This window comes from Azospirillum sp. Marseille-Q6669, from assembly GCF_965111635.1.
Genome location: NZ_CBCOOP010000001.1, coordinates 370,464 through 392,048, shown reverse-complemented (window position 1 = coordinate 392,048; position 21,585 = coordinate 370,464). Strand labels below are relative to the sequence as shown.

Genomic DNA, 21,585 nt, shown 5'->3' with positions numbered 1-21,585 from the left:
GACGCCGATTGCCAAGACCGGGGCGCCGTGCCACGGTGCACCGCACACGAAACCAGAGCGGGACAAGGCGGTGGCGTCGGGCGGGGTACGCGATCTTCGATTGGACTTTTTCCGTGGGCTGGCCCTGTGGTTCATCTTCGTGGACCATATCCCGGGCAATCAGATCGCCTGGGTGACGATGCGCAACTTCGGCCTCAGCGATGCGACCGAGGTGTTCGTCTTCATTTCCGGCTACACATCGTCGCTGGTCTATTCACGGATACTGGACAAGCACGGCTGGCGGTTCGCAGCGGCCAAGGTGCTGGACCGCTGCTGGACGCTCTACATCGCCTATCTTTTCCTCTTCATCGCCTTCACGGCGCAGGTCGCCTACACCGCGCGGGTCTTCGACAACCCCCTGTTCACCGAGGAAATGGGCATCGCCGGTTTCTTCGCCGATCCCGCGGTGTCGCTGGTGCAGGCGCTGGCGCTCAAGTTCCGGCCGGCCAACCTGGACATCCTGCCGCTCTACATCGTGCTGCTGCTGTCCCTTCCGGTGGTGCTGCCGGTGCTGCGGCGCTGGCCGCTGGTCCTGCTGGCCGGGTCGGTCACGCTCTACACGGTGGCGCGCGTCCTGGACTGGAACCTGCCGACCTATCCGGACGGCGGCGTCTGGTTCTTCAACCCCTTCGCCTGGCAGCTCCTGTTCGTGCTGGGGGCCACCATGCAGCGGTTGCCCGGGGTGACGGCCGCGCTGACGACGCGGCGGACGGCGCTGCTGTGGCTGGCGGGAGGGTATCTGTTCGCCTCGTTGCTGCTGGTGATCTCCTGGCAGGTCGCGCCGATGGCCGCGCTGATGCCGGTGTGGCTGGCGGAGATCCTCTACCCGATCAGCAAGACCGACCTCGACCTGTTGCGGCTCGCGCATTTCTGCGCGCTGGCCTACGTCGTTCTTCAGATCGCGCGGTTCGACAGCACGTGGCTGCGCTGGCCGGCGCTGGCGCCGGTGATCCTGTGCGGGCGCCAGTCGCTTCAGGTCTTCTGCCTGGGCATCTTCCTGTCCTTCGCCGGCCAGACGGTGCTGAACCACTGGTCCGCCTCGCTTTTGGCCCAGTTTTCGGTCACACTCGCCGGAATCGCCGTGATGGTGGCCGCCGCGCGGGTGCTGACCTGGTATCAGTCCGTGGGACGGCCGCCACGCCAATCGGCATCCGCCCCGCCCGCGGCACCCGCCGCCCCATTGGTCCCTGAAGCCCCAATGGCCCCAGCCAAGGACCCGAGCGCATGAAGCGCGCGACCGTCTTGACCCTGGCCGTCCTCGCGGGACTGACCGCCACCATCGACATGGGCGTCGCGAAGGCGGCGTCGGAGACGCCCAGCGATCCCTGCGCCGTTCCCGAAACCGTCTACACCATCGACGGCGCCCTGCCGCGCGCCTGGGAACGGCTGAAGCGCGGCGGCACGCTGCCCATCCTGGTGCTGAACTCGGCGGGTGCGCGACCCGACACCGCCTATCCGGCCCTGCTGGAAAAGGAGCTGGCGGCCCGGTTGCCCGATCGCAAGGTCAGCGTGACCGTGCGCAACGCGCCGGGGGCGACCGCGCAGGAGATGCTGCCCATCCTGAACCGGGAACTGGCCTCCTCCGCCGCCTCCCTGCTGGTCTGGCAGGTGGGGACGGCGGACGCCATGCGGAACATCGGGCCGGACAGCTTCGGGGAGGCTCTGGGCCACGGAATCGCGGCAGCCCAGGGGCGCGGCGCCGATGTGATCCTGATGGACATGCAGTACAGCCCCCAGACGACCCAGCTCATCACCTTCCAGCCCTACCTGGACTATGTGGAGTGGGTGTCGCAGAACAGCGACGTGGTCCATTTCCCCCGTTTCGAGATGATGCGGCATTGGTTCGAGGAGGGCCGCGTTGGCTTCGCCCCCGACTCCAAGGAGGAAAAGCTGCAGGCCTACCAGTTCGTTCACCGCTGCCTCGGCCGCATCCTGGCCGACACCGTGTCCACCATGATCGACCGCGCCGGGAGACCCGCTCCGTGACAGGCACGCCCGCCCCCCGGACCCGTGGCCGGAGGGCCGCCGTCCTCTCAGCCGCCCTGCTGTCCCTCGTCCCTTTCCTCGCCGGCTTGACGGCCAAGCCCGAGCCGGCAAGGGCCGCGGCCTGCGCCGTGTCCTTGCAAACCGCCGACCTTGCCGTTCCGCTGCCGCGCGGCGCGCGGGCGCTGGCCGCCGGCAGGCCTCTGCGCATCGTCGCCATCGGCTCCTCCTCCACCGCCGGGGCCGGAGCCAGCAAAGCGGAGCACAGCTATCCGGTGCGGCTCGCCGAGCATCTGGGCGCGCGTTACCCCGGGCTCGCCCTGACCGTCCTCAACAAGGGCGCCAACGGGGAGACCGGACCCGACATGCTGAAGCGGTTCCAGCGCGACGTGCTGGACGAAACTCCCGATCTGGTGATCTGGCAGGTTGCGGCCAACACCGTCCTGCGCGGCGACGATCCCGACGCGGCGGAACAGGTGATCCGCAGCGGCGTGCGGACGCTGAAGGGCGCCGGTCTGGACGTCGTGCTGATGGACCTGCAATACGCCCCGGCCATGCTGGCGAAGCCCCGGCACGAGGAGATGGAGGCCCGCATCGCCCGCGTCGCGGCGGAGGAAGGGGTCGGCCTGTTCCACCGCTACGCGGTGATGCGCCAGTGGGTGGAAACCCGGCAGGCCGCCATGCACGATCTGGTGGGACCGGACGGCATCCATCAGAACGACTTCGGCTACGACTGCGTGGCCCGCACGCTGGCCGCCTCGCTGCACGACGCCCTCAGCCTGCGAACCGCGGGGTCGGTGTCCGCGCGTCCGTGAGGGTTGCGGCGGCAACGGCAGCATCACGTCAGGTGCGCTGCCGCTCGGGCACCATCAGCCAGCGCGCCAGGGCGTAGAGGTTGACCGCCACATAGACCGCCGCCCCGACCACCCCCATGATGAGGCCGCCGAGTTGCTGGTCGGCCAGGGCGGACAGGCCCCAGGGCGCCGTCGTGTCCAGATGGTAGACGAACAGCGGCTGCGGGGCGAAGATCAGCAGCGCCGCCAGGATGGCGAGATGGACCGAGGTGCCAAAGGCCGACAGCAAGCCCCTCCCCCGCATCGCCGGACCGTCCGGGGCCAGCACCGTCCGCCACGCGGCAACCGCGCCGACGAGCAGGCTGGCGTGCATGCCCCACAGCACCGCCTCGAAGCGCAGAGCCGCCATGTAGGGTCCCGGCAGGTGCCACACCCAGAGGAACAGCCCGAACAGCCCCCAGGCGATCTCCGGAACGGCCAGGGGTGATGCCAGGGTCCGCGCCCAGTTGGGCCAGCGCACCGCGCCCATCGGCCAGGACAGGACCAGCAGGGGCGCCGCCACCTGGATGGTCAGAAGATGCTGGACCACCCGCGCCGAGAACAGGGCGGAGGTCAGGTTGCACAGCGGCGACACGAAGGCGGCGAACAGCACCAGCCACCCGGCGGCGAAGCACCAAGGCTGGTGCCGCTCCATGCCCGCCCCATGCCGCTTTGCCAGTGCCGCGTATCCCACGGCGGCCAGGGCGAAGACGGACAGCAGGACCGGGTCGCCGTTCCAGGCGCTCCAGAACCCCTCCGGCACCGGCGGGGCACCGCAATAGGGAATGACGGACGGCAGCGTTTCGGCAAGTGGCGTTGCGGTGGGCACGGCTGGACCTCCCTTGGCCTACAGCCGTGTAAAACCGAGAATGACCCTCGGGTTCCCGAATGACGGACGACCGAACGGGACTCAGGTCCGTTCGGCGGTTTCGATCAGGTCGGTGCGCCCGATGCGGCGCAGGGAGGCCTCGAGCCGCGTGTCGTCCTCGCGGATTTCCCGCAGGGTGTGCAGCGTGAACATCACGTGCGCCTCCGCCGCCGCATGGGCGGCCTCGGCATCGCCGGCCAGCACCGCGTCGACGATGGCCAGATGCTGCGCCAGCAGCAGGTCGCGCACACCGGGCCGGGTGTAGAGCCGATCGCGGTTGTAGAACACGTCGTTGCGCAGCATCTCCGACAGCGCGCCCATGATGTGCAACATCACCGTGTTGTGCGCCGCCTCGTAGAAGGCGAGGTGAAGCTGTGCGTCCACATCGGCCTCTTCCGACGGATCATCCTTCCCATGGGCGTCGCGCATGCGCTGGGCCAGGGCGCGGATCGCCTTGCGGTCGAGGTCGGTCGCCCGCTGCGCGGCCAGCTTGGCGGCGGCGGCCTCGATGGAGCTGCGGAACTCAAGATAATGGAAGGGCGCGTCCGGATCGGATTGCAGCAGCGCCGCCAGCGGGGCGGCGATGGGCGCCAGGAACTGTGCGATGTGCGTGCCGTTGCGCCCGGAGACGAGCAGCCCGCGCTCCTCCAGCTTCTCCAGGGCATCGCGCAGCGACGGGCGCGAGACGTCCAGCTTGAGCGCCAGGTCCCGTTCCGGCAGCAGCTTCTCCCCCGGACGCAGCACGCCCTCCCGGATCAGCGTCTCCAGATGATCCGCGATGGCGTCCGCCAATTTGGCCGGCTTTATCATTCCCTTGCCCTGCCCCTTGCCCTGCATCCGCAGAAATCCCGCCTTATCCAGAAGGTTAGATATCGTCATGGCTTTCGCGCGTCCAGCCCTGCCGAGATCCATGACACCGTTTACCGGCGGCTCCACCATCGAATGGGTCTAGTGGTAATACCACGGGCAAGAAAAAGTCCCTCGCTACGCTGACGGTAAATTGAATTTTCCCTATTGCCAACCATTGCGACCCAATGTATCCGTTCTGAGCCTTTGGTCATAAATTTTGACCGGAGCCCAACCCAAGAAAAAACTGATCTCCACGACCGATCGGCCGTGGAATGACAGGCGGCGCGCGTCCGGATAAGACGCGCGGGTCCGGGCTCCACTCACGGTCGCAGGCCAAAGCGCAGAACCGAGAATCTGCGGCATAGGTAGGAAACATGCAGCCCTGGACACAAGTCTACGATCCCGCGGGTAACCTTTGGCTTTCGGCACTTGTGGCCGCGTTGCCGATCATCTTCTTCTTCATCGCGCTGACCGTTCTGCGCATGAAGGGCCACATCGCGGGCACCATCACCGTCGCCATCTCGCTGGCCGTCGCCATCCTGTTCTACAAGATGCCGGTCGGCATGGCGCTGGCGTCCGCCGGATACGGCTTCCTTTACGGCCTGTGGCCCATCGCCTGGATCATCGTTGCCGCCGTGTTCCTCTACAAGATCACGGTCAAGACCGGCCAGTTCGAGATCATCCGCTCGTCGGTGGTGTCGATCACCGAGGACCAGCGGCTTCAGATGCTGATGGTCGGCTTCTCCTTCGGCGCCTTCCTGGAAGGGGCTGCGGGCTTCGGCGCGCCGGTCGCCATCACCGCGGCGCTGCTGGTCGGGCTGGGCTTCAACCCGCTCTACGCCGCCGGTCTCTGCCTGATCGCCAACACCGCCCCGGTGGCCTTCGGCGCCATGGGCATTCCGATCATCGTCGCCGGTCAGGTCACCTCGCTCGACCCGTTCAAGATCGGCGCCATGGCCGGCCGCCAGCTTCCGCTGCTGTCCGTCTTCGTGCCCTTCTGGATCATCATGATCATGGACGGCTGGAAGGGTGTGCGCGAGACCTGGCCCGCCATCCTGGTCGCCGGCGGCACCTTCGCCGTCACCCAGTACTTCACCGCCAACTTCATCGGGCCGGAGCTGCCGGACATCACCTCCGCCCTGGTCAGCCTCGTCAGCATCACCGTCTTCCTGAAGTTCTGGAAGCCGAAGGCGATCTTCCGCTTCGCCAATTCCCCGCTGGCGTCGGGTCCGGTGCCGCAGTCGGTCGGCGCCATGGCGTCGAGCGAGTTCAACGCCCAGCGCGGCTACAGCGCGGGTGAGATCGCCAAGGCCTGGTCGCCCTTCCTGATCCTGACCGTGGTCGTCACGATCTGGAGCCTGAAGCCCTTCAAGGCCCTGTTCGCCAAGGGCGGCGCGCTCGCCGACACGGTGCTGTACTTCCCGATCGCCGGGCTGGACAAGCTGGTGCTGAAGGCCGCCCCGATCGTCGCCTCGCCGAAGCCCATCGACGCCGTCTACAAGCTCGACCTGCTGGCGGCCACCGGCACGGCCATCCTGATCTCCGCGATCATCACGATGGTCATGCTGAAGATGCGCCCGGCCGACGGCGTGAAGACCTTCGTCGAGACGGTCAGCGAGCTGAAGCGCCCGATCTACTCGATCGGCATGGTCCTGGCCTTCGCCTTCATCGCCAACTACTCGGGCCTGTCCTCGACCCTGGCGCTGCTGCTGGCCGGCACGGGCTTCCTGTTCCCGTTCTTCTCGCCGATCCTGGGCTGGCTGGGCGTGTTCCTGACCGGCTCCGACACGTCGAGCAACGCGCTGTTCTGCGGCCTGCAGGCCACCACGGCGCAGCAGGTGGGCGTGTCCGACGTGCTGATGGTTGCGGCCAACACGACCGGCGGCGTCACCGGCAAGATGATCTCCCCTCAGTCGATCGCCGTGGCCTGCGCCGCGGTGGGTCTGGTCGGCCGCGAGTCCGAGTTGTTCCGCTTCACCGTGAAGCACAGCCTGTTCTTCGTCGCGATCATCGGCGTCATCACCATGATCCAGGCCTACATCCTGCCCTGGATGATCCCGTAAAGCGTCGACGTCCGAACCCCCTTCTCCTCCCCCCGGGGAGAAGGGGCGTCATCCACTGCCGAGCTTTAATCCCTACGGCGCCGCTCGGCCTTCCATCCGGTCGGGTGGCGCCGCTTTCTTTGTGCGCCGTATTTCTTATGCATTGCAGCATCACAGCGCTGCGTTTGGTCAATTCATTTTACCATTGCGGCCACCCAGCAAATCGATTATCCCCAGCAAATCTATTATCCGACCTACTGACTGTGGCACACAACAAGCCGTCCGTCTGACGGGCGGAAACAAACGTCGCCCCAGCACCCGCAACCCGGACCGGCGATCACGGAGGAGTCGTCGCGCGGTCCCAGATCCGGAGGCCCCGAGAACCGATGCTGCCCGCGCCCTATGACCGCCTGCACGCGGCCCTCCGGGAGTTCATGCCGGACGAACGCCTCGTCACCGACCCGCTGCGCACGCTGGCCTACGGGACCGACGGCAGCTTCTACCGCCTGATCCCGAAGATCGTCGCCATCGTCGAGGCCGAGGGCGAGGTGGTGCGGCTGCTCAACCTCTGCCGGGAGCTGAAGACGCCGGTGACCTTCCGCGCCGCCGGCACCAGCCTGTCAGGCCAGGCGGTCACCGATTCCGTCCTGGTCCTGCTGGGCGACAGCTGGCGCGGCTGCACCATCCCGCCGGGTGCGGCGACGGTGACCCTCCAGCCCGGCGTCATCGGGGCGGAGGCGAACCGCAAGCTGGCCCCCTTCGGGCGCAAGATCGGTCCGGACCCGGCCTCCATCGCCACCGCCAAGATCGGCGGCATCGCGGCCAACAACGCCAGCGGCATGTGCTGCGGCACCGCCCAGAACAGTTACCGCACACTGGCCTCCATGCGGCTGGTGCTGGCCGACGGCACGCTGCTGGACACCGGCGACGCCGCCAGCCGCGCCGCCTTCGCCGTCAGCCACGGCGCCCTGCTGTCCGGCCTGTCCGATCTGGCCGCCCGCACCCGCGCCGACGAGAAGCTGGCGGAGCGCATCCGCAACAAGTTCCGCATCAAGAACACCACCGGCTACAGCCTGAACGCCCTGGTGGATTTCGAGGAACCCGTCGAGATCCTCCAGCACCTGATGATCGGATCGGAGGGCACGCTCGGCTTCCTGTCCGAGATCACCTACAACACGGTGCCGGAGCACGCCCACAAGGCGAACGCGCTGCTGATGTACCCCGACATCGGGGAAGCCTGCCGCGCCGTCGCGCTGATGAAGCCGACTCCGGTTTCGGCGGTGGAGCTGATGGACCGCGCCTCGCTGCGCTCGGTCGAGGGCAAGCCGGGCATGCCGGACTTCATCGGAGGGCTGGGGCCGGACGCCTCCGCCCTGCTCGTGGAGATCCGCGGCGAGGATGCGGCGGCGCTGGACGCCAACATCGCCGCGGTCAGCGCGGTGATCGCCCAGACCCAGACCCTGTTCGAGCCGACCTTCACCACCGACGCCAAGCTGGGCGAAAGCTACTGGAAGATCCGCAAGGGCCTGTTCCCGGCGGTCGGCGCCATGCGCAAGGTCGGCACCACGGTCATCATCGAGGACGTGGCCTACCCGCTCGACCGGCTGGCCGAGGCGACGGTCGAGCTTCAGGCCATGTTCCTGAAATTCGGCTACACCGAGGCGATCATCTTCGGCCACGCGCTGGAAGGGAACCTGCACTTCGTCTTCACCCAGGCCTTCGACACCGACGAGGAGGTGGACCGCTACCGCCGCTTCATGGACGCGGTGTGCGATCAGGTGGTGCGCAAGTACGACGGCTCGCTGAAGGCGGAGCACGGCACGGGCCGCAACATGGCGCCTTTCGTGGAGATGGAGTGGGGTCCGCAGGCCTATGGCCTGATGAAGGAGATCAAGGCGCTGCTCGACCCGCAGGGCCTGCTGAACCCCGGCGTCATCCTGAACGACGACCCCGAGGCGCATCTCAAGAACCTGAAGGCGATGCCCGCCGCCCACCCGCTGGTGGACACCTGCATCGAGTGCGGCTTCTGCGAGCCGACCTGCCCGTCGCACAAGATGACGCTCTCCCCCCGCCAGCGCATCGTCGGCTGGCGCGAAATCTCGCGTCTTGAGGCCACGGGCGCGGACGCGGCGCGGCTCGGCGCCCTGCACGAGGCTTACGACTACCAGGGCATCGATACCTGCGCGGCCTGCGGCCTCTGTTCCACCGCCTGCCCGGTGGGGATCGAGACCGGGCTGCTCATCAAGGCGATCCGCGGCGACCGTCGCGGGGCGGTGGCCCAGGGCGTGGGCCGCTACGTCGCCGGCCACACCGCCGGGGCGCTGAGCGTCGCCCGCGCCGGTCTGAAGCTGGCCGATCTGGCCAAGCGGACGCTGGGCGACGGCACGGCCAATTCGCTGTTCGAGGGGTTGCGGAACGTGACGGGCCAGCGCCTGCCGCATCTGCCGCGCGCCCTGCCCACACCGACCAACTTCACGCCGCTGCCCCAGGCCAAGGCGTCCGCGGACGCGCCGACCGTCGTGTATGTGCCGAGCTGCACCAGCCGCAGCATGGGGCCGGCCGCCAACGATCCGGAGAAGACCCCGCTGCCGGTGAAGGTGGAGGCGCTGTTCCACAAGGCCGGCTACCGCGTCGCCTATCCGGAGCAGCTGTCCTCGCTGTGCTGCGGCATGCCGCTGGAGAGCAAGGGCCTCGCCGCCCAGGCCGACGCCAAGGCGGAGGAAATGGTCCGCGCCATCTGGGCGGCCAGCGCCAACGGCACGGCCCCGGTGGTCCTCGACACCAGCCCTTGCTCTTTCCGGCTGAAGAAGCATCTGAAGGATGCCGGGCTCCAGGTCCTGGATCTGGTGGAGTTCATCCACGACCACCTGTTGCATCGGCTGACCTTCACCAAGCAGACGGAGCCGGTGGTGCTGCACCTGACCTGCTCCACCCGCCGCATGGGGCTGGATGCCAAGATGAAGGCGGTGGCCGCCGCCTGCGCCACCCAGGTGGTGGTGCCGGAGGATGTTGGCTGCTGCGGCTTCGCCGGCGACAAGGGCTTCACCACGCCGGAGCTGAACGCCCACGCCCTGCGCCACCTGTCCAAGGACATCCCCGCCGGGGCCAAGGCCGGCTATTCGAACAGCCGGACCTGCGAAATCGGCCTGTCGGACCACTCCGGCTTGCCGTACCGTTCCATCGTCTATCTGGTCGATGCCTGCTCGACGCCGAAGGCTTCCGCCACGGCCTCCACGCGCGCGTCGGAACCCGCGTTCTGAGGCGGGAGGGAGGAAAATCATGAGCCACGACGGCACCATAAGCCGGACCGACATCGAACGGCCCGCCATCGAACGCCCTGACAGCGTTTATTTCTTCGGCACCTGTCTGGTCGACCTGTTCTACCCGGAAGCCGGCATGGCCGGCATGGAGCTGCTGAAGGCGCAGGGCGTCCGCGTCGTCTTCCCGCAGGGGCAGAGCTGCTGCGGCCAGCCCGCCTACAACTCCGGCTACCGGGAGGAGGCACTGAAGGTCGCCCGCGCGCAGTTGGACTATTTCCCCGGCGACTGGCCCATCGTCGTGCCGTCGGGATCCTGCGCCGGCATGATGAGCAAGCATTGGCCCGACCTGTTCAAGGGCGAGCCGGACGAGGCCCGCGCCCGTCAGGTGGCGTCGCGCGTGTGGGAGCTGACCCAGTTCCTCGTCCAGGTCCTGAAGGTGAAGTTCGAGGACCAGGGGCCGCCGGTGAAGATCACGTGGCACGCCTCCTGCCACGCCCAGCGCGAAATGGGCGTGACCGACGAGCCGAAGGCCCTGCTGCGCCAGCTCGCCAATGTCGAGCTGGTCGAGCTGCAGCGGGAGAAGGAATGCTGCGGCTTCGGCGGCACCTTCGCGGTGCGCCATCCGGAGATTTCCGCCGCCATGGTCGGCGACAAGGTGGCGGACATAGAGAACACCGGGGCCAAGGCCGTGGTGTCCGGCGACTGCGGCTGCCTGATGAACATCTCCGGCGCGCTGGAAGGCGGCAAGAAGCCGGTCCGCGGCGTCCACATCGCCCAGTTCCTGAAGGAGCGCACCCATGGGTGAGACGAGCATCAATTTCGCGAAGGCCTCCAGCGCCGCGCTCCAGGACCAGCAGCTCCGCGGCAACTTCCGCCGCGCCATGGACGGGCTGATGTCCAAGCGCGCCGTGCAGTTCGCCGACACCGCGGAATGGAACGGGGTGCGGACGCTCGGCGCCTCGGTCCGCCTGCGCGCCCTGTCCAAGCTGCCGGAACTGCTGGAAAAGCTGGAAGCCAACTGCACCCGCAACGGCATCCAGGTCCATTGGGCGTCCACCACCGACGAGGCCAACGCCATCGTCCTCTCCATCATGCAGCGCGTGAACGCGAAGCTGGTGGTCAAGGGCAAGTCGATGGTGTCGGAGGAGATGCACCTCAACGCCTTCCTGGAAAAGCACGGCATCGAGAGCCTGGAAAGCGACCTCGGCGAATACATCGTCCAGCTTGATGAAGCGATGCCCTCGCACATCATCATGCCGGCGATCCACATGAACACCAAGCAGATCGCCCATCTTTTCAAGCAGAAGATCAAGGAAGCGGAATACACGGAGGACGTGGCCCAGCTCACCGACCTCGCCCGCCGCGTCCTGCGCAAGAAGTTCGCGACCGCCGACGTCGGCATCTCCGGCGTCAACATGGCGGTGGCGGAGACCGGCACGCTCTGTCTGGTGGAGAACGAGGGCAACGGGCGCATGAGCACCACGGTGCCGCCCGTCCACATCGCCGTCATGGGCCTGGAAAAGGTCGTCGAGAAGCTGGAGGACGTGCCGCCGGTCATCAGCCTGCTGACCCGCTCCGCCACCGCCCAGCCGATCACCACCTACGTCAACATGATCTCCAGCCCCCGCAAGGAGGGCGAGAAGGACGGCCCGAACGAGATCCATCTGGTGATCCTCGACAACGGGCGGTCGGGCATCTACGCCGACGAGGAGCTGCGCAACACGCTGCGCTGCATCCGCTGCGGCGCCTGCATGAACCATTGCCCGGTCTACACCAAGGTCGGCGGCCACGCCTATCAGGCGCCCTACCCCGGCCCGATCGGCTCGATCCTGATGCCGCAGGTCGAAGGGCTGGAGAAGCGGGGCGAGCTGCCGCACGCCTGCACCATGTGCAACGCCTGCGTCGAGATCTGTCCGGTCAAGATCCCCATCGTCGAGATCATGGGCCGCCTGCGGTCGGAGGCCGTGCACCCCGGCGACGCGGTGAAGGGAGCCGGCTCGCACGCCAGCAAGGCGGAGGCGATGGTGTGGAAGGGCTGGTCGATGACCTACGCCTCGCCGCTCGCCTACCAGTTCGCGACGGCGCTGCTGGCGAAGCTGGGCAACGCCGCCCCCGCCAGCCTGCCGCTGCTGAAGGAGTGGACGAACGTGCGGTCCAAGCCGCGCTTCGCCAACCGCACGCTCCATGCCCTCGCCCGCGAGAAGGGGATTCCCGATGTCTGAGTCCAGAAACGCGATCCTGGGCAAGCTGCGCGCCGGGCGCGACGCCCACCCGCTGACCCCGCCGGAGTCCGACTTCGCCGTCCTGCGCAACAAGCGCTGGGAAGGGGCGGAGCGGCTGGAGCGCATCAAGCGCATGATGGAGGCCGTCCACACGGAGTTCCTGGAGACGACCGAGGCCGACTGGCCCGCCGACGTCCAGGCCTTCCTCAAGGCGCAGGGCACCCGCAACCTGCTGTTCGGTCCGGCGACCGAGGCCGGGGCGCGCCTGTCGGCCGAATGGACGGCGTCCGGGATGGCGGGCGGTCCGGAGCTGATCCCCTACGCCGACCGGGTCGAGACTTTCAAGGAGCGGCTGTTCGATGGCATCGACGCCGGCATCACCACGACGCTGGGCGCCATCGCCGACACCGGCAGCCTGATCGTCTGGCCGACGCCGGAGGAGCCGCGGCTGATGTCGCTGGTGCCGCACATGCACTTGGCGCTGCTGCGCGCCGACGCGCTGTACGACACCTTCTGGCAGGCGATGACCGAGAACCGCTGGGCCGACGGAATGCCGACCAACGCCTTGCTGATCTCCGGCCCGTCGAAGACAGCGGACATTGAGCAGACGCTGGCCTACGGCGTCCACGGGCCGAAGCGGCTGGTGGTGGTTATCATCCGGTAAGGGTGCGGAGAGCGCGTTCGACATTCATAACCCTCTCCCCTCTGGGGAGAGGGAATTTAATGCCCTGCACGGGTGGCGGTGTGCCGCCGGGACGGGTATGGTGCGGGGTCTTGTTCGCCTCATGTTTTTTCGGGACCCCACCGCCTTGGACCAGACCGCAGTTCCCACCCCCCAATCCGCCACCATCGCCGAGCGGGTCGCAAAGACCGGCATCGACGAGGCGATGATCGAAGCCCTCGTCCGCACCTTCTACGGCAAGATCCGCGACGACGCCCTGCTCGGCCCGGTCTTCGGCGCGGCGATCACCGACTGGGAGCCGCATCTCCTGAAGATGATCGACTTCTGGTCCTCGGTCGCCCTGCTGACCCACCGCTACGACGGGCGCCCCCTGCCCGCCCATGTCCGCTTCGACATCGGGCCGGCGCATTTCGAGCGCTGGCTGGAGCTGTTCCGCGAGACGACGGCCGAGGTCTGCACGCCCGAGGCCGCCGCCTTCTTCGAGGACCGCGCGGCCAACATCGGGCGGAGCATCCAGATGGGGGTGGATTTCTTTCGCAAGCAGGCCGCTGCCGACGCTGCCGCAGGCCGCTGATCAGGCCCCGCGCACCGGCTTGCCCTTCACGCCCCAGCTGTCCGTGAAGTCGCGCACGCCGGGGATGGTCATCATGTGGGCGTCCTTGACGTAGACGAACTGTTTGGGACCAAGCTCGTACTCCATCATGGTGATGCCCTTGGCCCGGCAGCGCTTCTGCTCCTCGGCCCCGATGCGGCGGTCGGAGACCACCATGTCGGGATGCTCCAGCCCCACCCCGGCGCAGAAGCTGCGGAATCCGCTGTTGGTGCCCTCGGCGACGAGGCGCGGCTGGGTGTCGGGCGTGCTGTTGAATCGGCTGGCCGCGGTGCCGACCGCCCCCCGCATGGACGGGCTGCCGACGATCCAAATCCCGCGCTCCTCGGGCGGCGGCTTCGGCACGGTCGGGGGCGGCAGGGTGGCCGTCTGCTGCGGCGACGGGAAGCCGGGAAACTGGCACCCGGCGAGCGCCGCCGCGACGGCGACCATGGCAAGGCCTTTCGACAGGGATGACACTCTGTTGTCTCCTCCATAACCTTCGCACGGCGCGGCGCCGTCGGCGCCGCTGGTGATAGCAACGCTCAAGCCGGCCCGATGGCTCCAAGATGGCGTGCGAGCACGGCTTCGAGAAGGCGCGGCGTCACCGGCTTGTGCATCAGGCCGAGGCCGTGCCGGGCGGCGTCGCGCTGCGGTTCCGGCCCGATCTCCCCGGTGACGATGAGGCCCGGCACGTCGGCGCCGAACAGGTCGCGGATGCGCAGAATAGCCTCAGTGCCGACGCGGCCCTGGCGCAACCGGTAATCGGCCAGCACGATGTCGGGCCGCCGCCCGCCGCGCAGGCGCTCCAGCGCTTCGCCTGTGCTCCCGGCGGTCAGCACCTCGAACCCCCATTCGCCGAGCATCACCGCCAGCCCCATCAGAACGATGGCGTCGTCCTCCACGACCACGGCCAGCCGCCCGTCCCCGGTTGCCGTCATGGCGTCGGTCCGCGCCATCCGGGTGGCGGGTGGCGGAAGGCGCGTCGCGTCGTGGCGGACCAGCGGCACGCTGACCGAGAAGATCGAGCCGCGCTCCGGACGCGACACCAGATCCACCGGATGGTCGAGCAGCCGCGACAGCCGGCGCACGATGGCAAGACCGAGGCCGAGGCCCTGGTCGCGGTCGCGCTCCGGGTTGCCGATCTGGTGGAACTCCTCGAAGATGCGCTCCCGCTGGTCGGGCGGGATACCCTGGCCAGTGTCGTGCACCTCGACGCACAGGCGCGTTCCCTGGGGCCGGCAATCGACCATGACGCGGCCCCGGTCGGTGTAGCGGATGGCGTTGTCGACCAGATTGCGCAGCATTCGCCCCAACAGGACGCGGTCGCTGCGCACCGTCCCGGTGAAGGGCACGACCCGCCAATCCAGCCCCTTGGCCTCGGCCAGCGGGGCATAGGCGGCGGACAGTGGGCCGAGCAGGTCGGCGACCGGAAACTCCTCGATCTGCGGCGCCACCACCCCGGCATCGAGGCGCGACACGTCGAGCAGGCTGTCCAGCAGATCCTTCAGCGTGTCCAGCCCCTGCTGGAGCCGGTCGAGCGCCCGCTGCCCGGCCTCGCCGGTGACATGGGGGCCCAGCGCGCCGGCGAACAGCAGGATCGATTGCATGGGCTGGCGCAGGTCATGGCTGGCCGCCGCCAGGAAGCGGCCCTTCGAGCGATCGGCCTCCTCCGCCGCCTGCTGGGCGCGCCGAATGTCGTGGATGTCCACCGCGGTGCCGATCCAGGAGACGATGGCGCCCTTTTCCCGCACCGGGACCACGCGGCACTGGTGCCAACGCCACGCCCCGTCGGCGCGCCGCATCCGGACGTTGCCCTGATAGGGCGTGCCCGCGGCGATCGAGCGCGTCCTCAGTTCCAGATAGGCGGGACGGTCGTCCGGATGGAAGCCCTTCCAGGCGGACATGGAGTCCGGGTCCTGGCCGGTGTAGGCGCGCAATTCCTCATTGTAGTATTCAGGGGTGCCGTCCGAGCGGTTGATCCACATGAGCAGCGGCGTGTTGTCCACCAGCGTGCGGAACCGTGCCTCGCTCGACCGTAGCGCCTCCTCCGCCCGCTTGCGGGCGGTGATGTCGCGGGCCACCCCGACGACGCCGATGGCCGCGCCCCAGGCGTCGCGCAGGGGCATGACGCTGATCATCAGAACGCGTTTGCCCTCCTCCGTAGGGAAGGGCAACTCCTCCTCCACCGTCTCCTCCCGCCCGGTGGCGATCACCCGCCCGCACAGGTCATCGAGCCGTGCGGCCTCCTCCGGCGGGAACAGATCCTCGTCCGTCAGGCCCGCCACCTCCTCCCGCGCCCGCCCGAACAGGCGCGCGGTCGCGGAGTTGACCAGGGTGAAGCGGCGCTCGCGGTCCTTGGCAAAGATCGGGTCGGTGACGCTCTCCAGAAGGCTTTCCAGAAGGGCGTTCTTGTCCCGCAGCAGAATTTCCGCCGCCAGGGCAGCGCGATGGGCGGCCTGGGTTTCCAACTCGTGCATGGCGAGGCGGGCGAACTCCTCCAGATCCCGCTCGTCCTCCGCGCTGAACTCCGGATGGGGCTTGTGATCGAGCAGGGAGAAGGTTCCGATGCGCAGCCCGTCCGGCGTGATCAGCGGCGCCCCCGCGTAGAAGCGCAGATGCGGCGGCCCGGCGACCAACTCATGGTCGGCGAAGCGCTCGTCCTCCAGCACATCGCGCACGACCAGAACCGAGTCGTGGAGGATGGTGTGGGCGCAGAAGGACAGTCGCCGCTCAATGACCATCGTATCCAGCCCATAGCCGGCCTTGGACCACTGCCGCGTCTCGTCCACCAGATTGACCATCACGATGGGCATGCGGAAATGGCGAGCGCCGAGCCGGGCCAGCCGGTCGAAGGACGCCTCCGGCGGCGTGTCCAGCACGCCGTAGCTCTTCAACCGGTCCAGCCGGGCGCGCTCATCCGATGGCCATGGCGGCTCGATGCTGCTCAACGTCACCCCTTACGAACAAGACGCGGATAAGACGCTGAAGGTCGGGCGCAGACGCCCCTGAACCATGATGTGGGCAGGGCCAAGGCTTATGGAAAGACGCGGAACCGCTTTCCCTTCCGCCTCCCTCCGGTCTGCGGCACAATTGCTTCGAATGCAAATCTTTTGAATCTGGGCAATGGATCGCCCGCGACCCCACATGACCAGAAGCCGTTCCCCGTCCCCACCCGGAGCACAGCATGAAGGACAGCAGGCCGAACCACGAATCTGCCGCCTACCGCATCGCCTTCGAGGACCGCGATTTCCTGTTGAGCGAGCCGATGCGCGGGGTGCGTTTCATGCTCGAATACGCCAAGCCGGAATCGGAGCTGAAGGCCTGGGGCATCCGCTCCACCATCGTGGTCTACGGCAGCGCGCGGGTGCCTTCGCCCGAGCGGGCGGAGCAGCTTCTCCGCGACGCCCGGACGCTGGAGGAGCGGCAACAGGCCGAGCGGCGGGCCAAGCAGGCGGCCTGGTACGAGGAGGCGCGGGCCTTCGGGCGCATCGTGTCGGAGCGCGGCGGCGCCCTGGCGCCGACCGAGGACGGGCAGCGCGACAACGTCATCGCCACCGGCGGCGGTCCCGGCCTGATGGAAGCCGCCAACCGCGGCGCGCAGGAGGCCGGGGCGCCGAGCATCGGCTTCAACATCAGCCTGCCGCAGGAGCCGCACCCCAACCCCTACAGCACGCCGGAGCTGACCTTCCGCTTTCACTATTTCGCCATCCGGAAAATGCATCTGGCGATGCGCGCCAACGGGCTGGCGATCTTCCCCGGCGGCTTCGGCACCTTCGACGAGGCGTTCGAGATCCTGAACCTGCGCAACACCAACAAGGCGTCCCGCCTGCCCATCGTCTTCGTCGGGCGCGACTATTGGAACGAGGTGGTGAATTTCCGCGCCCTGGCCGACCACGGCATGATCAGCGCCGGCGATCTGGAGCTGTTTGACATCGCCGACACGGCGGAGGAGGCGTGGGACTGCATGACCCGGCTCGGCCTCAAGCGCGGCAACCCGCCGCTCGGCCCCGCCGGCACCGGCATGTCGGCGGCCGAGGAGAACTGAGGCTCAGCCGGGCGGCGGGCTGTCGGCGGCCGGGGCCGTCGGGGCGGGGGCATTGAGCGCCACCCGCCCGACACCCGGGATCTTGACCGCGAGATCGAAGGGATCGACCCCGAAGGTCATGCCCAGCAGGTTCACCTCGAACCCTTCCTCCTGGGCCAGGAGGAGGCCGGCAAGGCCGAACAGGCTGACCTGCCAGCCCGTTCCGCTGGGCGCCCGCGCGATCAGGCCAGTGCCCAGATAGTCCTTGCCCAGGGCGGTGGAGGGCAGGTCGAGCCGCAGTTCCGGCACCGCCCGCCCCACCCAGGCGGCGAAGGTGTTGCTGTTCGGGCCGGGCCAGATTCGGTATTCCCCGGCGTAGGGGTAGCTCTGGGCGGCCTCGGCGATCTTGAGAATGGCGGCCTCGGCGGCGGGGCCGCGCAGCTCGGCCAGCACGGCGGGGGCCGACCCGAACCAGCGCCCACCCGGATCGCGGTTGCTGCCCGCCACCGCCGGCAGGCCGCGGTAGACCCGCCAGCCGATCACCTCATAAACGGTGTAGGCCGACGCGCCTGCCGGCTTCACCGCGAACCACGGGTGCGTGCCGAAGGCGCCGCGCCAGGACAGGGCGCGGGCGGCGTAGACCTGCACCACCGCCTCCTGCGTCGTGGCGGGATCGGGGGCGAGGCCGACCGACTTGCGGTCCGCCCGGCTCCAGTCCACCCCCAGCGTCGCCGTTCCCGACGCGATCACGAAGGCCGGACCGGCCAGCAGCAGGACCAGCGTCATCAAAATCACCAGGATGGTGGCCGTCATTCTTTTCCGCACCGCTCCCTCTCGCCTGATGGGCCGTTTCCCAGATAGGCTGTCATCGCCCTGCCCGCCACCGATGTTGTACGTTGAGGAGCATCCGGCTGGTTCATGGCCGGAGGGTTTTTCGCCTAGAGGTTTATCCAGGGAGCGCCCCGATGCCCGCCGTCGACCTGACCGACCTTCTGGACCGCATCACCCGGCAGGCGCCGACCCGCGCCGCGACAATGGAGGTCGCCCGCGCGCTCGGCTGGACCACCGGGCCGAGCCGCAAGGGATGGAAGGTGGTTCAACCCACTGGCTATATCGGCGGCATGGTCGTCCCGCCCAGCGCCGACACCGCCGCCGCCGAGGTGTGGTTCGACCCCGAGGGGACGGAGCGCGGCCTCGCCGGTCCCAACGCCGAGTTCCCGCCCTATCTGACCAGCCTGGACACCGCCCTGTCCGCCGTCCCCATGGCGGAGCGGGCGACCGTCCTGCGGACCGCGCTGGACCGTCACCGGACGTGGCAGGAAGAGACCGGCCGGGACGACGCGGCGCTCGGCCGCCTGCCCGCCTTCGTCATCGCGGCTTGGCTGTCGGTTAAGCCGGCGGCGTGACGGGCGTCACTCCGCGGCTCCGCTCTCCTTGCCGGTGCCGTTCATGGCCTGGGCGGCGGCAAAGCCGATGATCCGGTTGGCCGCCTCCGGATCGTCCACGCGCACCACCACGCCGCGCCCGACCAGATGGATGCCATGGTCCTGGAAGGCGCGGATCAGGCGGTGGTACGCCTCGCGCCGGATGACGAACTGCTCGTTGGGCTTGGTGATGAACTTGACGCCGATGATCGCCGCGTCGTCCTCCACCCGCCGCACGCCCTGGGACTTCAGCGGTTCGATGAAGCTCGGCCCCATCTCCGGGTCGGCGGACAGCTCCTTGCCGACGTCCTTCACCAGTTTTTTGACCAGCCCCATGTCGGTCTCCGGCGGGACGCGGAACTCCAGGCGCATCAGCGCCCAGTCGCGGCTGTAGTTGGTCAGCGCCTTGATCTGGCCGAAGGGCAGCGTGTGCACCGCGCCGCGGTGGTGGCGCAGCTTCAGCGAGCGCAGGGAGATGCCCTCCACCGTGCCGCGCAGGTTGCCGACCTCCACATAGTCGCCCATGTGGAACGCGTCCTCCAGCAGGAAGAAGACACCGGCCAGGATGTCGGCGATGGTCGACTGCGCGCCGAGACCGATGGCGATGCCGACCACCCCCGCGCCGGCGAGCAGCGGCCCGATCTCGATGCCCAGCGAGGAGAGGACGATCATGACGACGATGGCGACCAGAACGACCTGAAGGAACTTCCGCAGCAGCGGCAGCAGCGTCGCCAACCGCTGCCCACGCGACGACGACCCGTCGTGCCGGGCCTCCTCCAGCGTCCGATCGATCATCCGCACCACCATCGTCCAGGCGACGTAGCCCAGCAGAAGCACGACCGTCACGTTGAACAGCAGTCGCAGGGCGATGCCGGTCGCTCCGGTCGCCTGCTCCACCCGAAATCCCCAGATGGCCGCGGTGGCGAAGACACCGACGACGAACAGGGCCGACCACAACGCCCGCATCACCCGCGCCACCGCGGCCTTCCCCGCATCCGTCTCCTCCCCCCGGTAGAAGCGGGCGAGCGGGCGCTGGGCCATCAGCGCGATGGCCGGCACGGCCAGCGCCACCAGCAGGCTGGCGAGCATCCGCGGCCCCGTCGCCGGCTCCAGCCGCACCGCCGCCGCCGCGACGACCAGCCACAAGGCGACGAGATAGACCGATGCCGCCACCGCCCACAATCCCAGCGTAGGGTGGTCCTTCACCTCGACGCCCAAAGGGCGGGCGATGGCCCGTGCCACCGGAGCACGCCCGCGCCACACGCGGTAAAGCAGATACAGGAAGGGCACGGTGCTCAGCGGCAGGCCGATCGCGACGATGGCGTTTCCGCCGACCCCCAGCGCCAGCAGAAGATCGATCAGCCCGAGCACCGTTGCGGCCAACGTCACGGTGACCACGCCCGTGCGGTGCAGAGCGCGCGCGTCGGCGTCCTCCAGCGGGATCAGGCGTAGCCTGGGGCGCCTCGGCGCGCAGAGGAAGCGGATCAGCCGGTCCGTCAGCAGCACGGTTAGCGCCGCCTGGAGCACCGCGAGCAGGACCGCTGGAGCCGCGGGATGCGGCGGCCGCACGATCGCGTAGACGACCAGCACGCCAAGCGCGAAGGCGCCCACCGGCACCAGCCCCAGCACGAAGCGCAGCGCGCCGGTCAACAGCGGCGCCCCATCGTCCAACTCCAGCTTGCGGACCGGCCCCGCCAGGACCCGGCGCGTCAGCAGCAACGCCGCCGTCCCCGCCGCGAAGAGGATCACCAAGCCGCGCAGCAGGCGCAGCGGGTGCACCGCCGCCTCCCGCCCGTTGGGGCGGGCGAAGGCGTCCGACAGGATGGTGGGAAGCTGTGGATAGGTGGCGGCGACCGCCTCCAGACGCGCGGCATACACCTCCAGCGCCGTCGCCGGTCCTCCGGGCGTGGAGGTATGGGCATCGGGCGTCTGTGCCACGGCCCATCCGGACGGCAAGGCCGCAAACAGCAGGGCGGCAAGCAAGGCAAGGACCGGCCACCGGGCCAACGTGCGGCGCGTCCCCAAATCTTCGTTCATAGGGGCCATTCTGCGGGGCCATCCTGCCGGAGAGCGATGGAGCGGTGCCCATCGGGCGGAAAAGTCCGCGCCGAAGGGTTTGACCGGCGATCAGAAACGCTCGTCCGTCCCCTGGTCGGGAAGCCAGTGCGTTACCGTTGCCCACCGGACGGCCGTGCAGCGAATGGCAGGCCATGGCCCGGATTTGGAAAGGTTTCGGAACATTGGAAAGGCCGGAGTCCGCGGCGCGCCTAGCAGCGACACGTATGTTACCGTAACACCCCGGTTCGTGACCTGCCTTCACATGCGGCCATCATCAATCGTTCTTAAAATGCCCGGATTCGAAAACGGTCGTAAGGAGCCGCCGCATGCGCCTGTTACCCATCCCGTCCTTTGCCTTTGGGCTCCACGCCGCCGCGCTGGTCGCGACGCTGGCCGTCGCCGCCCCGGCGCAGGCACAGTTCGGCCTTTTCCTGGGCGGACGCGGCGGGGTGGATTTGACGGACGAGGATTGGGACCTGTTCCGCAAGGCGCTCAGCGACGCCCTGACCCCGATGGAAGCGGGTCGGCGCACCGAATGGAACAATCCGAAGACCGGGGTGCGCGGCGATGTGGTCGTGGAGAAGATCCACGAGCGCGACGGTGCGCCCTGCGGGGACGTTCAGGCCAACTTCATCCGGCGGACCGTCCAGCCCTACAGACTGACCTTTTGCAAAATGGCTAACGGGCGGTGGGCAATCGCTCCCTGACG

Annotated in this window: 18 protein-coding genes; 12 read left to right on the top strand and 6 right to left on the bottom strand. The window is 68.5% G+C overall.

Annotated features, from left to right (window positions below; genetic code table 11):
• The first annotated feature begins 100 nt into the window (after positions 1-100).
• The 3 genes from ACWPXE_RS01590 to ACWPXE_RS01580 are packed head-to-tail and all read left to right on the top strand — an operon-like array spanning position 101 to position 2,837.
• The gene (locus ACWPXE_RS01590; protein WP_454016412.1) at positions 101-1,267 is read left to right on the top strand and encodes an OpgC family protein; all 1,167 of its coding nucleotides are present in this window, start codon (positions 101-103) and stop codon (positions 1,265-1,267) included.
• The gene (locus ACWPXE_RS01585) at positions 1,264-2,025 is read left to right on the top strand and encodes a hypothetical protein (RefSeq protein ID WP_454016411.1); all 762 of its coding nucleotides are present in this window, start codon (positions 1,264-1,266) and stop codon (positions 2,023-2,025) included. Before ACWPXE_RS01590 ends, ACWPXE_RS01585 begins: the two co-directional genes overlap by 4 nt.
• On the top strand, positions 2,022-2,837 hold the full coding sequence (locus ACWPXE_RS01580; protein ID WP_454016410.1) for an SGNH/GDSL hydrolase family protein: 816 nt from the start codon (positions 2,022-2,024) through the stop codon (positions 2,835-2,837). The genes ACWPXE_RS01585 and ACWPXE_RS01580 overlap by 4 nt, the downstream gene beginning before the upstream one ends.
• Positions 2,838-2,865: 28 nt before the next feature.
• On the opposite strand, the gene ACWPXE_RS01575 is transcribed toward ACWPXE_RS01580, so the two are convergent.
• Both ACWPXE_RS01575 and ACWPXE_RS01570 read right to left on the bottom strand, forming a co-directional pair.
• Positions 2,866-3,684 (bottom strand): cytochrome c oxidase assembly protein, encoded by an 819-nt coding sequence (locus tag ACWPXE_RS01575; RefSeq protein WP_454016409.1) that lies wholly within the window; start codon positions 3,682-3,684, stop codon positions 2,866-2,868.
• Positions 3,685-3,765: 81 nt separating this feature from the next.
• Positions 3,766-4,560, bottom strand: a complete 795-nt coding sequence (locus ACWPXE_RS01570) for an FCD domain-containing protein (RefSeq protein ID WP_454017888.1) — start codon at positions 4,558-4,560, stop codon at positions 3,766-3,768.
• 386 nt (positions 4,561-4,946) lie between these two features.
• Here ACWPXE_RS01570 and lldP point away from each other — a divergent pair, with 386 nt between their 5' ends.
• The 6 genes from lldP (at position 4,947) to ACWPXE_RS01540 (ending at position 13,352) form a co-directional block, all read left to right on the top strand.
• On the top strand, positions 4,947-6,635 hold the full coding sequence (lldP, locus tag ACWPXE_RS01565) for an L-lactate permease (RefSeq protein ID WP_454016408.1): 1,689 nt from the start codon (positions 4,947-4,949) through the stop codon (positions 6,633-6,635).
• Positions 6,636-7,000: 365 nt separating this feature from the next.
• A complete protein-coding gene (locus ACWPXE_RS01560) occupies positions 7,001-9,874 on the top strand; it encodes an FAD-binding and (Fe-S)-binding domain-containing protein (protein WP_454016407.1) in 2,874 nt (957 codons plus the stop codon).
• A 19-nt stretch (positions 9,875-9,893) separates the two neighbouring features.
• Positions 9,894-10,679: a (Fe-S)-binding protein gene (locus ACWPXE_RS01555; protein ID WP_454016406.1), complete on the top strand. Its 786-nt coding sequence runs from the start codon at positions 9,894-9,896 to the stop codon at positions 10,677-10,679.
• A complete protein-coding gene (locus ACWPXE_RS01550) occupies positions 10,672-12,096 on the top strand; it encodes a LutB/LldF family L-lactate oxidation iron-sulfur protein (protein WP_137142225.1) in 1,425 nt (474 codons plus the stop codon). The genes ACWPXE_RS01555 and ACWPXE_RS01550 overlap by 8 nt, the downstream gene beginning before the upstream one ends.
• On the top strand, positions 12,089-12,760 hold the full coding sequence (locus ACWPXE_RS01545) for a LutC/YkgG family protein (protein WP_454016405.1): 672 nt from the start codon (positions 12,089-12,091) through the stop codon (positions 12,758-12,760). Before ACWPXE_RS01550 ends, ACWPXE_RS01545 begins: the two co-directional genes overlap by 8 nt.
• Positions 12,761-12,905: 145 nt before the next feature.
• Positions 12,906-13,352 carry a group III truncated hemoglobin gene (locus ACWPXE_RS01540; protein ID WP_454016404.1) on the top strand — a complete coding sequence of 149 codons (447 nt, stop codon included), beginning with the start codon at positions 12,906-12,908 and terminating at the stop codon, positions 13,350-13,352.
• Here ACWPXE_RS01540 and ACWPXE_RS01535 read toward each other — a convergent pair whose 3' ends face one another.
• Together ACWPXE_RS01535 and ACWPXE_RS01530 are read right to left on the bottom strand one after the other, a co-directional pair.
• The gene (locus tag ACWPXE_RS01535) at positions 13,353-13,847 is read right to left on the bottom strand and encodes a substrate-binding domain-containing protein (protein ID WP_454016403.1); all 495 of its coding nucleotides are present in this window, start codon (positions 13,845-13,847) and stop codon (positions 13,353-13,355) included.
• 65 nt (positions 13,848-13,912) lie between these two features.
• Positions 13,913-16,324 (bottom strand): hybrid sensor histidine kinase/response regulator, encoded by a 2,412-nt coding sequence (locus ACWPXE_RS01530; protein ID WP_454016402.1) that lies wholly within the window; start codon positions 16,322-16,324, stop codon positions 13,913-13,915.
• 230 nt (positions 16,325-16,554) lie between these two features.
• Here ACWPXE_RS01530 and ACWPXE_RS01525 point away from each other — a divergent pair, with 230 nt between their 5' ends.
• Complete coding sequence (locus tag ACWPXE_RS01525) at positions 16,555-17,415, top strand: LOG family protein (RefSeq protein ID WP_454016401.1); 861 nt, start codon at positions 16,555-16,557, stop codon at positions 17,413-17,415.
• Positions 17,416-17,418: 3 nt separating this feature from the next.
• Here the strand turns inward: ACWPXE_RS01525 and ACWPXE_RS01520 are convergent, their stop codons facing one another.
• Complete coding sequence (locus ACWPXE_RS01520; RefSeq protein WP_454016400.1) at positions 17,419-18,207, bottom strand: DUF3750 domain-containing protein; 789 nt, start codon at positions 18,205-18,207, stop codon at positions 17,419-17,421.
• 152 nt (positions 18,208-18,359) lie between these two features.
• Here ACWPXE_RS01520 and ACWPXE_RS01515 point away from each other — a divergent pair, with 152 nt between their 5' ends.
• On the top strand, positions 18,360-18,800 hold the full coding sequence (locus tag ACWPXE_RS01515) for a hypothetical protein (protein WP_454016399.1): 441 nt from the start codon (positions 18,360-18,362) through the stop codon (positions 18,798-18,800).
• 6 nt (positions 18,801-18,806) lie between these two features.
• Here the strand turns inward: ACWPXE_RS01515 and ACWPXE_RS01510 are convergent, their stop codons facing one another.
• Positions 18,807-20,756, bottom strand: a complete 1,950-nt coding sequence (locus tag ACWPXE_RS01510; RefSeq protein WP_454016398.1) for a mechanosensitive ion channel domain-containing protein — start codon at positions 20,754-20,756, stop codon at positions 18,807-18,809.
• A gap of 446 nt (positions 20,757-21,202) precedes the next feature.
• On the opposite strand from ACWPXE_RS01510, the gene ACWPXE_RS01505 reads away from it, so the two are divergent.
• Positions 21,203-21,583, top strand: a complete 381-nt coding sequence (locus ACWPXE_RS01505) for an RT0821/Lpp0805 family surface protein (protein WP_237907609.1) — start codon at positions 21,203-21,205, stop codon at positions 21,581-21,583.
• Positions 21,584-21,585: the final 2 nt, after the last annotated feature.

What these genes read in the sequence shown, in the direction of transcription:
- ACWPXE_RS01545 (WP_454016405.1), top strand. Translation starts at nt 12,089, where the DNA reads ATGTCTGAGTCCAGAAACGCGATCCTGGGCAAGCTGCGCGCCGGGCGC.
- ACWPXE_RS01525 (WP_454016401.1), top strand. Translation starts at nt 16,555, where the DNA reads ATGAAGGACAGCAGGCCGAACCACGAATCTGCCGCCTACCGCATCGCC.
- ACWPXE_RS01520 (WP_454016400.1), bottom strand. Translation starts at nt 18,207, where the DNA reads ATGACGGCCACCATCCTGGTGATTTTGATGACGCTGGTCCTGCTGCTG.
- lldP (WP_454016408.1), top strand. Translation starts at nt 4,947, where the DNA reads ATGCAGCCCTGGACACAAGTCTACGATCCCGCGGGTAACCTTTGGCTT.
- ACWPXE_RS01560 (WP_454016407.1), top strand. Translation starts at nt 7,001, where the DNA reads ATGCTGCCCGCGCCCTATGACCGCCTGCACGCGGCCCTCCGGGAGTTC.
- ACWPXE_RS01515 (WP_454016399.1), top strand. Translation starts at nt 18,360, where the DNA reads ATGCCCGCCGTCGACCTGACCGACCTTCTGGACCGCATCACCCGGCAG.
- ACWPXE_RS01550 (WP_137142225.1), top strand. Translation starts at nt 10,672, where the DNA reads ATGGGTGAGACGAGCATCAATTTCGCGAAGGCCTCCAGCGCCGCGCTC.
- ACWPXE_RS01570 (WP_454017888.1), bottom strand. Translation starts at nt 4,560, where the DNA reads ATGCAGGGCAAGGGGCAGGGCAAGGGAATGATAAAGCCGGCCAAATTG.
- ACWPXE_RS01505 (WP_237907609.1), top strand. Translation starts at nt 21,203, where the DNA reads ATGCGCCTGTTACCCATCCCGTCCTTTGCCTTTGGGCTCCACGCCGCC.
- ACWPXE_RS01555 (WP_454016406.1), top strand. Translation starts at nt 9,894, where the DNA reads ATGAGCCACGACGGCACCATAAGCCGGACCGACATCGAACGGCCCGCC.
- ACWPXE_RS01585 (WP_454016411.1), top strand. Translation starts at nt 1,264, where the DNA reads ATGAAGCGCGCGACCGTCTTGACCCTGGCCGTCCTCGCGGGACTGACC.